Source organism: Prevotella sp. P4-51 (assembly GCF_002251455.1).
Taxonomy (GTDB): Bacteria; Bacteroidota; Bacteroidia; order Bacteroidales; family Bacteroidaceae; genus Prevotella.
The window spans coordinates 1-15,715 of record NZ_NPJM01000007.1 but is presented as its reverse complement, the minus strand read 5'-3'; the positions used below and the strand labels follow the sequence as shown (position 1 = coordinate 15,715).

At 55.3% G+C, this 15,715-nt stretch carries 10 protein-coding genes; 1 reads left to right on the top strand and 9 read right to left on the bottom strand.

Annotation, left to right across the window (positions count from 1 at the left end; all coding sequences use genetic code 11):
* Positions 1-128: 128 nt before the first annotated feature.
* Together sprA and ruvA are read right to left on the bottom strand one after the other, a co-directional pair.
* Positions 129-7,730: a cell surface protein SprA gene (gene sprA, locus CIK94_RS00480; protein WP_254046109.1), complete on the bottom strand. Its 7,602-nt coding sequence runs from the start codon at positions 7,728-7,730 to the stop codon at positions 129-131.
* Between the two features lie 4 nt (positions 7,731-7,734).
* The gene (ruvA, locus tag CIK94_RS00475; protein ID WP_022310237.1) at positions 7,735-8,349 is read right to left on the bottom strand and encodes a Holliday junction branch migration protein RuvA; all 615 of its coding nucleotides are present in this window, start codon (positions 8,347-8,349) and stop codon (positions 7,735-7,737) included.
* A gap of 64 nt (positions 8,350-8,413) precedes the next feature.
* Here ruvA and CIK94_RS14250 point away from each other — a divergent pair, with 64 nt between their 5' ends.
* Positions 8,414-8,875 (top strand): hypothetical protein, encoded by a 462-nt coding sequence (locus tag CIK94_RS14250; protein ID WP_216821919.1) that lies wholly within the window; start codon positions 8,414-8,416, stop codon positions 8,873-8,875.
* Positions 8,876-9,099: 224 nt separating this feature from the next.
* Here the strand turns inward: CIK94_RS14250 and CIK94_RS00465 are convergent, their stop codons facing one another.
* The 7 genes from CIK94_RS00465 to nagB form a co-directional block, all read right to left on the bottom strand.
* Positions 9,100-9,324 (bottom strand): hypothetical protein, encoded by a 225-nt coding sequence (locus CIK94_RS00465; protein WP_094420662.1) that lies wholly within the window; start codon positions 9,322-9,324, stop codon positions 9,100-9,102.
* Between the two features lie 238 nt (positions 9,325-9,562).
* Positions 9,563-9,937, bottom strand: a complete 375-nt coding sequence (locus CIK94_RS00460) for a hypothetical protein (protein WP_094420660.1) — start codon at positions 9,935-9,937, stop codon at positions 9,563-9,565.
* Between the two features lie 877 nt (positions 9,938-10,814).
* Positions 10,815-12,056: a hypothetical protein gene (locus CIK94_RS00455; protein WP_144008251.1), complete on the bottom strand. Its 1,242-nt coding sequence runs from the start codon at positions 12,054-12,056 to the stop codon at positions 10,815-10,817.
* A 57-nt stretch (positions 12,057-12,113) separates the two neighbouring features.
* Positions 12,114-12,254, bottom strand: coding sequence for a hypothetical protein (locus CIK94_RS14245; protein ID WP_158214739.1), 141 nt, complete (start codon positions 12,252-12,254; stop codon positions 12,114-12,116).
* A gap of 210 nt (positions 12,255-12,464) precedes the next feature.
* Complete coding sequence (locus CIK94_RS00445; protein ID WP_094385480.1) at positions 12,465-12,725, bottom strand: hypothetical protein; 261 nt, start codon at positions 12,723-12,725, stop codon at positions 12,465-12,467.
* A 41-nt stretch (positions 12,726-12,766) separates the two neighbouring features.
* Positions 12,767-14,758, bottom strand: coding sequence for a glucosamine-6-phosphate deaminase (locus CIK94_RS00440; protein WP_094420654.1), 1,992 nt, complete (start codon positions 14,756-14,758; stop codon positions 12,767-12,769).
* A 23-nt stretch (positions 14,759-14,781) separates the two neighbouring features.
* Positions 14,782-15,573 carry a glucosamine-6-phosphate deaminase gene (gene nagB, locus CIK94_RS00435; protein WP_094420652.1) on the bottom strand — a complete coding sequence of 264 codons (792 nt, stop codon included), beginning with the start codon at positions 15,571-15,573 and terminating at the stop codon, positions 14,782-14,784.
* Between the last annotated feature and the right edge of the window lie 142 nt (positions 15,574-15,715).

Below are 15,715 nucleotides of genomic sequence, written 5' to 3'. Positions count from 1 at the left end.
AGCTCTATCCGTCTGTGTATTAACTAATTATAAAGAACTCCCGCCCCTTGGGGAGGGTTGGGGAGGGGCTTTGCGTGAGCCGGGTAGGGGCGTTCTGTGGGTCGAGGAGGTGCTCTTCCGCTTCTCTTTTACCTCGTCAAACTGAACTTGATGCTCAATCCGAAATCTCTGGTGGTGGTGGGGAAACTGTTGTTTGCCAACAGCGGTGTGTTGGTCTGTCGGTCGTAATAGAAGCTCATCGTGAGCAGGCGGGAGAGGGTATAGTCTGCCATGAAGCTCAGCTTGAATGCCGTGTTGCCGCTGCTGGCATAGCTGCTGATGGTGGCTATATCGCGGCTGATGCTCGCCTGGCGTCGGTAGCTCAAGTCGAGACGCAGGTTGAGGTCGTTGTTGGTGCCACTCCGGCTGCTTACCGCTGCTGCAGTGGTCGACAGCGTCTTGTTGCGGTTGCCTCTGCCCTTAATCTTACGCATATTGCGGTCGCCGAAGAGCTTGAAGTTGTTGATGCGATAGCCCAATCCTAATACCCAGTCTCTGCTCAGTGCCTCGTTGAGCTGCACGCTCGTCATACTCAGGTTGAGCACACGCGTAGTGCGATATTCCACCTTCGCGGTGAGGTTGTTTTCAAATGTCATGTCTACTCCGAGCAGGGGCGAGAACGCCTCGTTGATGCTGACGCTCGACACGTTGAACATGCTGCTGGGCGTGGGCGCTCCCGTGGTCGTCTCGTTGACGAAGCCCAGCCCGTTCATATACTCCTGGAAGGTGCTGTAAGTGCTGTAGGCTCCCACGGCGTAGACGCTGCGGTAGGCGTGGTTGATGTTGAAGCTCTTGAACACATCCCTGAACCAAGGCAACTTAGCCAGTCCGCTGTAGCGCACCGTCCAGTTGGGCAACATGCGCGCCAGCGATGGGAATATGTCGAGTCCGCTGCCCATGCTGGTATAGGCAGAGAGGAACGCGGGCACCATGACATCGGCACTGTAGCGGTTTACGCCGCCGTTGGCGGGGTCGAAGGTCTTTCCCGCGAGCGAGGTGCCGGCGGGGTAGACCGCACCGGAATACTGGGCTTCGACGCGGTCACGGAAGGCGTCGAGCGAGTTGCAGAACTTCTCAAATGTGGGCGAGTGGAAACCGTTGGTGGCTTCGCCTATGCCGCTCAGGGCGCCCTTGAGCGAGATGGTAGTCATCGTGAATGTGCCGCTCTGTGTGGTGGGGTTGCCCCGATACATGTACTGTATGCTCTTGGCACGGCTCTCGGTGCGGTTTGCCACGAGGTCTATCTTCAGGTTGCACACTGGCTCGAGGGTGAGTCTCAGCTGCACATCCTCGGTCAGGTTGGTGGTGGCGGGCGTGGCCACCGAGTCGCTCATGAGCAGCCAGTCGTTGCGCTTGGCCTTGTCGATGTAGCTGTCGTCTATCATGCCAAAGGCGAAGTCGAGTCCTGGCGACAGGAGTCCGTACCCGCGCGTCTGTCCGAGCGCATTGCCCACGGTAGGCATAAATCCCGGCAGCGAGAGCGAGTAGTTGTTGCGGTAGCTGAGGCTCACGTTGCGCACCATCATCATCACGCGGGCTACCGACTGAGCCGTCTTGTACCAGCCCTTGTCCTCGAGCGGTTCGCGCGGGGTCACCGTCAGCTTGATTTTGGTGAGCGTGTCGACCTTGCTGAATATCTTGATTTGGTTATCACCCACCTTTTTATATTTTATGGCGATGTTCTTGCCGTCCTTGGTCTTGGCGCTCACGTCGATACGTCGTGTGCGCTTGCCGTGGCTTATGAGCAGCGTGGTGTCGGGCGTGAGCGTCAGCTCGCGCTCATAGCTGCGTCGGTTCTTGGGCAGTTCTTTCTTCTGCTTCTCTGCGTTGCCGTCCTTGCCGTTGGCAGCCTGCTTCTTGAGCGTCTCGCGCTGTCGCTGCTTTTCCTTTTTCTCGCGCTCTATCTGCGAGCGGCTCTTCTCGCGTCTGAACTTGTCGTTGACCTTCTTCAGGAAGGGGATGTGGTTGTACAGCCGCTCCATGTTGAAGGTTCCGTTGACATTGAGGTCACGGTTGCTCACGATGTTGTTGCCCAGCGAGGTGCCGTCGTCGAGCGCCGTGCCGCGCACCCAGTTGTAGGTGGCGTTGTAGGTAGCGTTGACATTGGTCCAGTCGAGTATCGGGATGAGGTTGAGTGGCACCTGGTACGACAGGGTGAAGTTCTGGCTGTAGTCGAGCGGCGTTCCCATGTGGCGCAGACTCGTTCTGACAGAGTCTTTCCACTGGGCGTACTCGTCGGGATAGCGTTCCTTGTTGACGGGAGCGTAGGGCTCTTCGATTTCAGCGTGCGTGGCACTCTGGAAGTTCATGTGCAGATTGCGTGTAAGATCCCATCTCAGGGTGAAATCACGGTTCCAGAGAAACTGCGAGCTGAAGGTCAGCGGCAGCTGTCCGCCTCCGAGGTCTTCCATGTCGCGCTCCTGCAGCTCGTAGTAGTTGCGTGTTATCTCGGTGTTGAACCCCACGTTCTGCGGGAGCCAGTTGAGTCCGAACTTCTTGATGATATCGAGCCACTTCGACCTGTTCTTGATTGAGCGGAACGGCTCCCACGCCTTGAATATCGGCGTCCAGTTGTAGTTGAGCGCCCCTCGCCAGTTGTCTTCCTTCTCATAGACCGTCGTCTCGCCGTTGGTCTCGCGGTGGGAGTGGCTGTAGGACAGTGAGAAGTTGGCTGGGTCTATCGGCAGCGGGTGTCTCTTGTTCTGTATGTCTACCCTTACGTTCGACAGCGAGAAGTTGGTGCTTGTCGTCTTGGTCACCGCGATGCTCTTGATAGAGTCTCGCTCCTGTTTGGAGCCGGCAGCGTCGAGCGCATCCTTGAGCAGCATGTCGGTATCGAGCGGGTTGTACTTGGGCGAGGTCTCCTCCTTGGTCACCGAGTAGTAGAGCGGTATGCTCACCTTGGCTTTGTCGGGGAAGAACTTGCCCAGCTCCAGGTTGGTGGTTATGCTGTAGGTCTTGTAGTCATCGGTAGAGCGCTGGCTGACGCCCTCCTCCAGTCCGCCGAAGCCTTCCGACATGTAGCGGCCCTGCATATTGACCGTACCCAGGTCAGAGAGCTGCACGTTGAGGTTGCCCTGTGCCGCCCATCCGCCTCCGTTGTTGTACTCCTTGAGTCGCAGCTCGTTGACCCACACCTCTGCCGACTTGTGGTTGCCCGACTTGTTGCGCACGCCTATCATCATCGTTTTCACCTCGCCCAGGGTGGGGTTGCCCACGATGCTTACGCGGTTGGCAGGGTGGTCGGCGTCGTAGACTGAGAACACGCGCGAGTATGAAGCTGTGCCCTGTGCCTTGGCGATATTGCGCTCCTTCTTGACACGGGTGAAGATGCTCAGCGGGAAGTCAAACATATTAGCCTGGGGCCATACCCGCTCGCAGTCGGAGCGTGAGTAGCGGTCGTAGTGACCCGCTTCGGTGAGCTTCAGGGGGATTTCGTACTCGTAGTAGTTGGTCTTGTAGTCGCTGCCCACACGGATGAAGACGGCTATCTGGTCATCGGCGAGGCTGGTGGTGTTCTGCTCCATCGCGTTGGCATGGACAAACATCTGCAGGCGACGATACTGACGCAGGTCGAGGTTGGTATTCTTGTAGACCGCCTTTGACTCGTTGTTGCCCAGATTGGTTACGACCATGTTGAGTGCCTGCTCGTTGGCCTCTACCAGCTGTGGCTGCGTGGGGTCCTGTGCGCGGTTTATGCCCGGTGGCAGCACATAGTTGACGGGCGACTTGTCGTTGTTTTCCTCGATGTTGATAGAGCTTACTGCCATCTTTCCCGACGACGAAGCGACTCCGTCGAGCGGCTGGTCGTACGTACGCCACTCGCCCTTGACCAGGTCGAGACTGCCGAAGCGCAGCACGATGGGGCGGCTGAACCCGCGGAGATACATACGCATGAAGCGCATGCTGGTGAAGTCGGAGATGGAACCCACGCGGTCTTCGTAGTCGCTGAGGGGGATACGGAACTGGTACCACATGACCTTCTCGGTGGTGCCGTTGCGCAGTGGGACAGCCGCTTCACGGCAGTCTACGATGTGGTTGCGGCCTACAGCCATGTCCTGCGGACGCAGCGAGACGTGGTACTGGTAGTATTTCTCATACTCATTGAGGGTGTAGTCCTGGTTGATGTCCTCGACATCGGGCGTGGTCTTGTAGGAGGTGTCGTAGCCCTCAGTGCGGCTCTCGGAGTCGGGCGAGTTGCCCTGGGGGTTGTTGATGCGCTTGTAGCGTTCGAGTATCGAGGTCTTGGCTTTGTCGAAATCGGTGCCGCGGAAGTAGTGGTAGTTGTCATTGGCAGGGTCGGCCTGGATAGAGTCAAACACCTCGGGGCTCACCTTTGCCCTTGCCTCCTGCAGAAACTGCTGATAGGTCTCAAACTGGCGCTCTTCCTCGTCGCGCAGACCGTTGAAGCCCACATCCTGGAGCGCACGGCTACCCGGCGAGGTGGCAAAGGCGTAGGTCACGTTGGCCTGGGTGGGTACCTTGCCCCATTGCGTGTTGACAAATGACTGTGAACCGTCTACCGGCATGCCGCTCTCATAGAATTTCTTGCCGTCGCGCAGCACATCCTCACTCACCTCACCCAGATTGATATAGAAGTCGCCGCCATACTCATTGGCGTCGGCCTGGCGGTTGGTGTAGACAAACGGGTCCATGAGCCAGAACTCTACATACTCGATGTTGGCTGCCTCGAAATCATTGGTGTTGAGCTTGCGCATCATGCCTCCCCACTTGTCTTTGGGGTTGCGCAGCCGGCCGTCGGCGGTGAGGTCGGGGTTGAAGTTATAAGGACCGCGCTCAGTGGGGTAGTAAGCGAGGTTGAGGATAGGCAGGGTAGAGATGACGCCATTGTAGCTGCTCTGGTCGCGGTTTGGGTAGAGTTCGTTGACCAGCACCTCGCGCACATAGTGGTTGGAGAGCTGCTCGAGGTCGCTCTTGATGTGGGCTGGGGTGAGCGAGCTGCTGCGTCGGGTGAATAGCGGGTCGATGTTGTACCATGCCAGCAGCGAGCGGTCGTAGCCACTGCGGAGCGTAGTCTTGTCGTTGAAGTTGGGAATGGACGACGGCACGCTCGAGATAATCCACGATGAGGGCGTGGAGATGTCTATCTTGCTCGTGGAGTTTTCAAAATCGTCGAGATATGACGCGTTGTCCTGGGTGCCGTGGCTCTGTCCGGCGATGAGCTGGGCAAACTCGGCGTTGAAGGAGATTTGAGATGGCTGCGTCACATGCAGGAATGGAATCTTGTCGAGCATATTGGTGAGCCACTGGCTTTCCTTCTTCCAGTTGAGGTTCACGCCCCAGAGCGTGTTGTTGAGCGGTTCGGTGCCCATATTGACCTTGCTGGTGAGCGCCTGTTCGGTGAGGTGCTGCACGGTACCGCTGAGCTGCAGGTTCTTGTTGAAGTTGTACTCCCAGTTGAGGCCAAACATCGTCTTGCGTTGCTGTCCGTAGTCCGACTGACTCTCGAGAGAGACGTTAATCTGCGTCCCTGCATCTATCAGACTTTGGTTCAGGATGGTCACTTCGCCCGCGCTGTAGTCCACGGTGTAGTCGCTGCCCTCGGTGAGGGTCACTCCGCCGGCGGTTACCACCACCGAGCCTTGTGGTACGTTGTAGGCGCCGAGCGAGATGACGCCCGATGCGCTGCCTTTGAACTGTCCCGTGAGTATATACTTGTTCTTCTCGGCTATCTGCCGTGCCACCGTCTTGGTGGTATCATAGAGCTCGGTGAAGGCGTAGCGCTTGGCGCGGTCGGGGGCTACGCCCTTGGCCACGAGGTAGTTGTAGAGGTAAGAACCGAAGGGCTCGGTGCATGGGAAGAAGACGCGGCCGTTGCTCACGGTGTAGCCTTCCACGAAGTCGAAGTAGCCGTTGGGGTTGGGCTTGTTGTTGTTGTCCAGACGGTCGGCGCCGAGCACACGGATGATGGGCGTCTCCTTGACCTGGGTTTCAGGGATGTAGTTGAGATAGACGCCGGCGGTATCGCTCTGGAACTTCACATCGAGGCGGAACTTCTCTTTCTCCACGCTGGAGGCCAGGCTGTACACGTTTTTCATCATCAGGTCCCAGTTGCCCTGCGTCGGGTTGTTGCTGGTGTTCTTGAGCGACTTGACAAAGAGTGCCTTCTTGACATCGGTCACGTCAGAGGCAAACTCGCCCACCTGGTAGGTCACGCCGCCGTAGGTGTACTCGTAAGCCACAGCCAGCACCTGGTCGGTCTGGAGTGTAGAGCGCAGCGATATATAGCCGAGCGACTGGTTGAGCGTGTACTCCGACGGCGACAGCAGTCGCGCGCTCTCCAGTTTCTCATAGTCCACGCCACCCACGAGTCCTGCCCCGTCGAGGGTAGAGTTGACGGCGTCGATGTCGCGGGCGGCGGCATAGGTGGTGGTCATGGTCTGATACTCGCTGTTGGCGCTGTTGGCAGGCACGGGCTGTCCGGTGGGCGTCCACATCGTGTTGCTCACCTTCTTGTTTTCGCCCAGGTCGGTCAGCGCCACGATGTTGCGCGTGTTGGTAGCCACGCCGCTCTTGTTGGTCACCCATATCTCGACGCGGTTGATGGTGATGCCGGTCGTCATGTTGGGCAATGTGCGCATGGCAGCGTCATACTTGCTTCGGAAGTATTGGGAGAGGAAGAAGTGCATGTTCTCCTCATAGTTGGCGACGTTGATTTCAAACGGCGTGAGCTGGATGCCGCCCTTGGCGGAGACGCTGCTGGTGTTGCTCTTCTTCTGCGAGGCGACGAGCTGCAGCTTGAGGCGGCCAAACTGCAGGTCGGTGCGCAGACCGAAGAGCGAGCTGGCTCCCTTGATGAGCGACGAGTTGGAGGGGAAGGTCACGTTGCCCGCCTCGACCAGCTTGATGATTTCGTCCTCCTTGCCTTCATACTTGAGCTTCAGGTTCTGGGCGTCGTAGTCGAAGGTGGCGTCGGTGTTGTAGTTGAGGTTCATGTTGACCTTGTCGCCCACCTTGCCGTTGACATTGAGGTTGATCTTCTCGTCGAAATCTATGGTAGTGGTCTTGCGGTTGCGGATGGGCAGACTGGGGTTGTCTATGTTCTTGAGCGTGGCGCCCAACTTGAGTTCGGCGCTTCCCTGTGTCTTGATGCGCACGCCGCCGGGGCCGAATATCTTCTCGGCGGGTCCCAGGTCGAAGTGCATGTCGGTGAAGTCAAACTTCTCCTTGCCCTTGGCCTGGTACACCTCGTCGTTCTTGTCGCGGTAATAGCGGTTGCGCGCCTGGCGCTCGCTCCATCGGCGATACTCCTCGGGCGTCATGATGATGGGCGCCTCGAGCCACACGCTGCCGATGCGCGTGCCTATCATGTAGCAGTCGAGTGTGTCGTTGTAGACCACCTGCTGGTTCAGGTTGTCGGGGCGTTTCAGGTCGGCGGCGGGCAGACGGTAGTCGTCTATCGTGAGCGCCGTGGTGCGCTGTATCTTCCAGCGCGGGTGGAGCAGCGAGTCGGGTATGGTGTCCTCGTCGATGGCTATGGGCTGCGCCGCAGCCTTGATGCGTGGCACGGTGTCGGTGGGTGTCGTGGCTTTCGTGCCCTGCTGCTGTCGGGCGGGGCGCACGGTCTTGCGGCTCTGAAGATAGGGCACAGAGGCATAGCCTATGGTCGAAACCATAGGTATCATGATTAATGCCAACTTTATCCAGTGTCTTATCTTCTGCCTTTGCATGGGTTTACTTTATCTGTTTGAGCGCCAGCTTGACCACCTGCTCCACGGGCATGGTGGGCTCGTCTTGCAGGATGGCAGCCACAATCTTGGCAGAGGGAGCCGGAGCGAAGCCCAGCATGGTAAGGGCGCTCACAGCCTCGTCTCTCACGCCCATGTCAATAGAGGGTGCGGTAGAGGTCGAGGCGTGCAGCTCGGTGGCGATGCCCATCTGCACGATTTTGTCCTTGAGGTCAACGATGATGCGCTGTGCGGTTTTCAGTCCGATGCCCTTGACGGCTTTCAGCATGCGCTCGTCGGCAGAGGCGATGGCGTTGCAGAGCTCCGATGGCGACGATGCCGAGAGTATCATGCGCGCCGTGTTGGCGCCCACTCCCGATACGGTGATGAGCAGTCGGTAGAGGTCGCGCTCCTGGCGAGAGGCAAAGCCGTAGAGTGTATAGGCGTCGTCGCGGCCGCCGGTCACGAGGTTTTCGTGTACGTAGAGCTTCACCTCCTTCTTGCCTTGGATGGTGCTGTAGGTATTGAGCGAGATGTTGAGGGCATATCCCACTCCGGCTGCTTCTACCACAGCCGTGGCGGGGGTGAGTTCGGTCAACTCGCCCTTGATATATTCTATCATTTTGTACGTGTTATATTATATAATATACATTATTAACGCAGTCGGTGCCCGATTTATTGTATTTGTGCCCGATTTTATTGCCTCCGCCCTCATTTTTACGCTCTCCACGCAGGGGTTGGCGAGGACGGTGGGTGCCGTCGTCGGCACGGGTGGCAGCGATAACCAGCTGACAGCCACCCCTATAGCCGTGAAGCAGGGGAGCGGCATGGGCGTGATGCCCCCCAACCCGCTGGTGGTGTGCGGAATGGTGGTGGAGTTGCGTGGGATGATGGTGGAGTTGCGCGGAATGGTGGTGGAGTTGCGTGGGATGGTGGTGGCAGCGAGTGGATTGTTGCCGGAAGGCATTGTAAAGTTGATTTCAAGGTGCGAAATAATGATTGCAAACCGCGATATAATGATTTCACACCGCGAAACCGTCATTTCCAACCCCGAAACCAAAATGAAGTCCATCTCCGTGAGGATGATGGCAGTCGGGGATGCGCTTAGTGTATGCGTTGTTATTCGTGTGTGTTTCCATATTCCTTGAATATACCATCCCAAGAAGATACAAAAAGATTTGTGGCTTTTCAGGGCTTCGCCCTATGCGTCCGTGTGTGTCGGGAGATATCTCGAGAGCGAGCTCTCGGATATTCCCCGTCACCCCCCATCCGCGCCTGCCTGATGGCAGGCTGAAAAGTCGCAAATACAAAAAGTCCGCCGTTGGCGGTAAAAAAAGTCCGGCTGCGCCGGTACAAAAAAATGATTACCTTATTATCTATCGGTAGCGTCATATAGATGGGATAACACAATCAGCTGTTTTTTTACCGCCAAAGGCGGTCTTTTTTTACGGCCACTGGCCGCTTTTTGAAACGTGGCGGCTGTTGTCGTCATGCAAAGCATGGCGTTGGGGATGGCGGCGACGACACGGAGGAAAACTCGTTTTCCGACTGGTGTCACCGACAGCCACAAAAAGGCGAAGCCGACAACAGCCGCCATGGCTTTTTGTGTTTATATCAACCCCTAATAGAAGCAGTTATTAATGGATTAATCCCGCAATTGAAACCTTGTTTCCTGCCGTGGTAACGCCTTCGGCTAACCGCAACTCTTACAGAGTAGCTAAGTAGGGTGGGTTTCTTACCCAGGGTAGAGGCGCTGCTCGCCTCAACCCTGGGCTATGAAATCGCAACTCCATTACCTTTCCGCGTCGCACTGCGCCGCGCCGGTGACCGTTGGTTCAGAGTTGCCGGGGGTGCGTCCCGTCCACCACAGGCCCCATCCTAACCTTCCCCCACGAGGAAGGAAAAAGCCCAAATGAAGGCCCCATCCCAGCCTTCCCCAAGGGGAAGGTGTGCACCACAACCTCCTCAAACACAACGAGAACGAATTCCCGCCCCTTGGGGAGGGTTAGGGAGGGGCTTACAATCAGCTGTTTTTTTACCGCCAAAGGCGGACTTTTTGAACGGCCAACGGCCGCTTTTTGAACCGTGGCGGCTGTTGTCGTCATGCAAAGCATGGCGTTGGGGATGGTGGTGATGATAAAGAGGAAAACTCGTTTTCCGACTGACGTCACCGCCACCCCCAAAAAGGCGAAGCCGACAACAGTCTCCATGGCTTTTTGTTTTTTATATCATCCTATATTATGTCCTGCTGCAGGTAACGCCTTCGGCTAATCGCAACTCTTACAGAGTAGCTACACCTTATTAATATATATACCCAGGGTAGAGGCGCTGCGCACCTCAACCCTGGGCTATGAAATCGCAACTCCTACAGAGTTGCCGGGGCTGTGTACCATCCACGATGGGCTAACATCATTATACCATTGGGTGCGCACCATCCACCATGGACTAATCATTTAATACCCACGGTAACATACCATCACCAATGGCCAAACAATCAAACATCATTGGATGCGTCACATCCACAATGGGCTAACACCAGTAAACGCCCAAATATATATTGACCATACACATCGGAACATGGTACGCCCCCTGGCAACTCTGTAGGAGTTGCGCTTTCCCAGCCCAGGGTTGCGGACGAAGTCCGCTACCCTGGGTAGCAGCCCCACTAACATGGCAACGCTGTAAGTGTTGCGATTAGCCGTAGGCGTTACTCGCAGCAGGATGGTGGGCAGAAATGGATAGGTGGATAGTATCAGATTGAGTATAACGCCTTCGGCTAATCGCAACTCTTACAGAGTAGCTACACCTTATTATATATATACCCAGGGTAGAGGCGCTGCATAACGAGCCCCTCCCCGACCCTCCCCAAAGGGCGGGAGTTTTTATAATTAGTTAATACACAGCCGAATAGAACTCCCGCCCCTTGGGGAGGGCTGGGGAGGGGCTTTAGCTGCTCGCGATGACTGTACCAGGGCACAATGCATCAACAAACGAGACAGCCCGAGACACGGCGCTACTGCACCAGTCTCGGGCTGTTATTCTATTTTTCCTATTCAGCGACTATTGCGCTGTATATCTAATTATCGGTTATTTGAGAACGGGTCTAACTGCATATTTTGCATTCTCGCCATGAGCTGTTGTTAATATAAATGTTTGTAAATATGGCTTTACATTATAGTAAAGAGACAAACAGGAGCAGGATTTTGATTCATTATCCTGATAGGATGACCAATAATTACCAGAAAATTCTGTACCATAATTTTTAGCATTAACCAATGGCAAGAATATGCTGTTACGAGTATATCCTGGCTGAACTCCAGTAAACTTGAAGCCAAATTCATTATTCTCTTGCAAATACTCAACTTTCACGGTACTGGTCGTAAATGTTATATCACCATCAACTTTTCCTAAAAGACCACTCATCTCTTCCTTGGTAGGCACTCTCCAATTGCCCTCCCAGAAAGTATTTGCATTGGCATCAGTCCATGTCATTGTTCCATCCACATTCTTCGTAGCAAACTTAGGACCGCCTGCCCACAGCTGTACCCAATCTACCAACTCTCTTTTTTTACCATCGATAGTAGCTTCTACCTTTCCGCTCACTGGACCGGTGGTCAGGTTGTAGTACTTGCCGGCTGTGAGACCTTTATCCTTGGTGGCCCTGACCAGGGTTCCGCCATTGTAGATGGCAATCTTCACTCCTGCGGGTACTGCGATATAATAGGTGCCGGGTTCTGGCTTTGTGAGCAGGCTAACCTTGGAGTTGCTGGTCGTCACAGTAAATTCTGTAGTACCCTTGGTAGCTTCGAGGCCAGACACCCACTTGTCGTCGCTTGTCTTTACTTGGATGTCGCAAGCGATGCTATCTACCTTGATACGCAGGATGGCTACCTGGGGCGTGAGCCTAATGTTGAGGCCATCGGCGCCGGTGGTGGCAGACGCGGTCTTGCCAGCACAGGCATAGTAGTTGGCTACGCCAGCCAAATCACCTGTCTGTCCTGCAAGATTGACAGTGTTGCCAGGGAAATAGGCGTACCAGTCGGCAGCCGCAGTAGTGGTCTGTGCATTGGTAGAGGTGAAAGTCTCACCCTGCTTGGTAAATGTATAATAAGATTCGACCTGAGAGTTGGTCACATTGAGCATGTCGTTGACGGCAAAACTGAACTTATAGGTGCCTTTCTCGCCTTCATCCATGGTGGCTCGCGAAGCGGGCTGTTCTACAGTGGCGTTGAGGGTCATGCCCTGGGTGGCACCGCCGAAATCGTCGTTGCTGCAACCGGTCATCATCATCGCTGTAGCAGCTATCAAAAACAATAATGTCTTCTTCATTTTCCTTAATTCTTAGTTCTTGTCTGTTGTATTGTTGCCTATGGAGCATGGGTCTACTTATTCCCACACATCTTCTTCATCACCGCTTGTGACGTCACCTTGTACTGTGATGTTTCCAGTGCCACTTCCTGCGAGGATAGCGAGGGGCTGTACGGCGAAGACAGTGGTCGCCGGCTTAATGTAATGTTGCTTGTTCATCTTGTTGAAATTCTATTTAGTTGTTATATATATATTCATGTATAGCGGCAGTGGTCTCTCCATCTCCCCCATCGAGGACATGGCAAACTGCGACATAGATATAGGTAATAGTGGTGGAAAGTGAGGTTCCTGCGGCATGCCCATGCGCCATACGATTATGGTCGAAGCCTTGCAGAGGAGCTCTACAGCCATCCAGCCGGTAGGTTTGATTCAGATGGATTTGAAAATCAGATTTGCAAAGGTAGTGATAAAGGCTGGAATAATGGCCGGTTTTTCATTTTTTAACACCATAAACACGTTAACTATCATGCCATAAGGGGCCATTGGCATCGCCGCGCGCCCATAGACCCTTACCCCGACGGAAGCTGTGCTGACGGCGAGAGCAGCGACCACGGGCTTCGCCATCGGCGGCAAGGGCGCTGCCGAGAGGGCACAAAAAAGCAGCCTCTGCTGCCCGAGCCTGTGGCCCATGACAGAAAGGCTGCCTCTATGTTAAGTTAATGTGCTTGCAGTTAAAGTGGCTTGTACTCTACGAATGCCTCCATAGCCTCGTAGCATGCCAGTCCGAGCGAGTCGTAGAGAGCTGCAGTGGCGCGGTTGCGGTCTTCGGCACGCTGCCAGAACAGGCGCTCGTCGTTGCCCAGGAAGGGAGCGCTCTCCATCTGTGAAGAGTGCTTGAGGATGGAGTTGCGCTTGGCGCGGAGTTCCTCGGGGCTCATGGGCACACACATCTCGATGTTCTCGATTTCCCATTCAGCCCACGCACCACGGTACATCCAGATGCGGCAGTCCTTGAGCCACTCGGCACCGGCGTTCTTCTCTTCGTCGATGGCTGCAAAGACGGCGTCGGTACACTTGCGGTGGGTACCGTGGGGGTCTGCCAGGTCGCCGGCAACAAATATCTCGTGGGGCTGAACCTTGCGGAGCAGTTCGCGTACAATCTCAACATCCTTCTCGGTCATGGGGAGCTTCTCTATCTTGCCGCTCTCATAGAACGGAAGATCAAGGAAGTGAACGTGGTCGAGAGGTATATTGTTGTAAGTACATGCAGTACGGGCTTCACCACGGCGGATAAGGCCCTTGATGGTACGCACCTCGGGAGTATCTACATCGCCCTCCTTCTTGTTCTTGAGTGTCTTCTTGATGTCCTTGTACATCTTGGTGATGACCTCGTCCTTGCTGTCCATGAAGAGTTGGTTGTAACCATTGACGAAGTGCATGAAGCGTGTCACCTCCTCGTCGCCCACGGCAATGTTGCCACTGGTCTCATAGGCTACATGCAGGTCGTGACCCTGCTTGACGAGGCGCTGGATGGTACCACCCATAGAGATGACGTCGTCGTCGGGATGGGGCGAGAAGACAATGACGCGCTTGGGGAATGGCTTGGCGCGCTCGGGGCGATAGGTATCGTCGGCGTCGGGCTTGCCTCCAGGCCATCCGGTGATGGTGTGCTGCAGGTCATTGAATATCTTGATGTTGGCATTGTAAGCCGAACCATAGAGGGCGAGCAGCTCGGAGAGTCCGTTCTCATTGTAGTCCTTGTTGGTGAGCTTGAGGATGGGCTTGCCAGTAATCTGGCAGAGCCATACGAGGGCAGCGCGGGTGAGCTTGTCGGTCCACTTGCAGCTGGCTACCAACCAGGGATGGATGATGCGGGTGAGCTTGCCGGCGGCGGGAAGGTCGATGACCACATGGGCATCGTTGTGGGTCTGGAGGAACGATGCGGGAATGGAGTCGCTAATCTTGCCTTCGACCATGCTGCGCACAATCTCTGCCTTCTCCTCTCCCCATGCGGTGATAAACACCTTGCGGGCAGCCAGGATGTCGGCGATACCCAGGGTGACAGAGCATGGAGGCACAGGCTCCTGAGAGCCGAAGCTCAGCGTCATCTCCTCGCGGCTGATGGCGTCGATGAGGATGAGGCGGGCCTGAGAAGTGAGGGTAGAGCCGGGCTCGTTGGTAGCGATGTTACCCATACGGCCTACGCCGAGCAGCATCACATCGATGCCGCCAAAGGTCTGGATGCGCTGCTCATAGAGGCGGCACTGGCTCTGCACATCTTCCTGGGCGATGGTACCGTCAAGGGTATAGACATTCTGCTCGGGAATGTCGATGTGGCTCAGCAGACGCTGGCGGAGCTGGCTGATGGTGCTGTGCTGGCTGTCGGCAGCGAGGGGGAAAAACTCATAGGCGTTGAAGATAACCACGTTCTTGAAGCTGACGAGCTTCTTCTCGTAGCGGTCTATCAACTCGTTGAATACGGGGGTCAGCGACTGGCCTGTACCCATACCTAAGACACAATACTTGCCGAGCAATTCCTTGGCCTTGATTTCGGCCACGATGGCATCGGCTATCTTCTGCGCACCTTCATCCACCGTGGGATAGATGTCGGTGAGGATGTGTTCGTCGCGTGTAATCTCGGAGCGCTCTACGGCCGTCTTGGGGTTATAAAACTCTTCGGGAACTGTGTTGAATACAATCTGCGAACTTAAGTTAAGTCTCATTGTCTTATCAGTTATAGAAGTTCTTATAAATTATCTTTCTCGATATCCTTGAAGTACTTGTAAGTACCCACCTTGAGCTCCTCGGTGGCAGCCTCATCGGCTACGATGATGGCATGGGGATGCTGCTGCAGGGCGCTGATGGTCCAGGCCTGGGTCACGGGACCTTCGACAGCTGCCTGGAGGGCGCGCGACTTGTGGTGACCATTGACGAGAATCATCACCTCGCGGGCTGCCAGCACAGTGCCTACGCCTACGGTGAGGGCGTGCTTGGGCACCTTGTTGACATCATTGTCGAAGAAGCGGCTGTTGGCGATGATGGTATCTGTAGTAAGTGTCTTGATGCGTGTGCGTGATGAGAGTGAAGAGAAAGGCTCATTGAAAGCGATGTGGCCGTCAGGTCCGATACCGCCAAGGAACAGGTCGATACCGCCTGCTTCCTCTATCATCTGCTCGTAGTGGGCGCACTCGGCGTCGAGGTCTTCGGCGTTGCCATTGAGAATGTGGATATTCTCGGCGGGGCAGTCGATGTGGTCGAAGAGGTTGCGACGCATGAACGAGTGGTAACTCTCGGGATGGCTCTCGGGCAGTCCTACATACTCATCCATATTGAATGTGATGACATGCTTGAAGCTAACTTTGCCAGCCTTGTAGGCTTCTACGAGGCAGCGATACATACCCTCGGGCGAAGAACCCGTAGGCAATCCCAACACAAAAGGTTTCTCCGCTGTAGGGGCAGCGGCGTTGATACGTTCAACGACATGATTGGCAGCCCACTGAGACAGCTGCGCATAGTCGGATTCGATAATTAATCTCATTGCTCTGATGTTTAAGTTATATCCTATTTGAATTACAAAGTTACACATTATTAATAATAAAAAGGACAAAAAACGGATAAAAAACATCCCCGCGGCGTTTTTTGTTGGTTCCGGCTGCAGCCATCATCGGCGGCACAGCCAC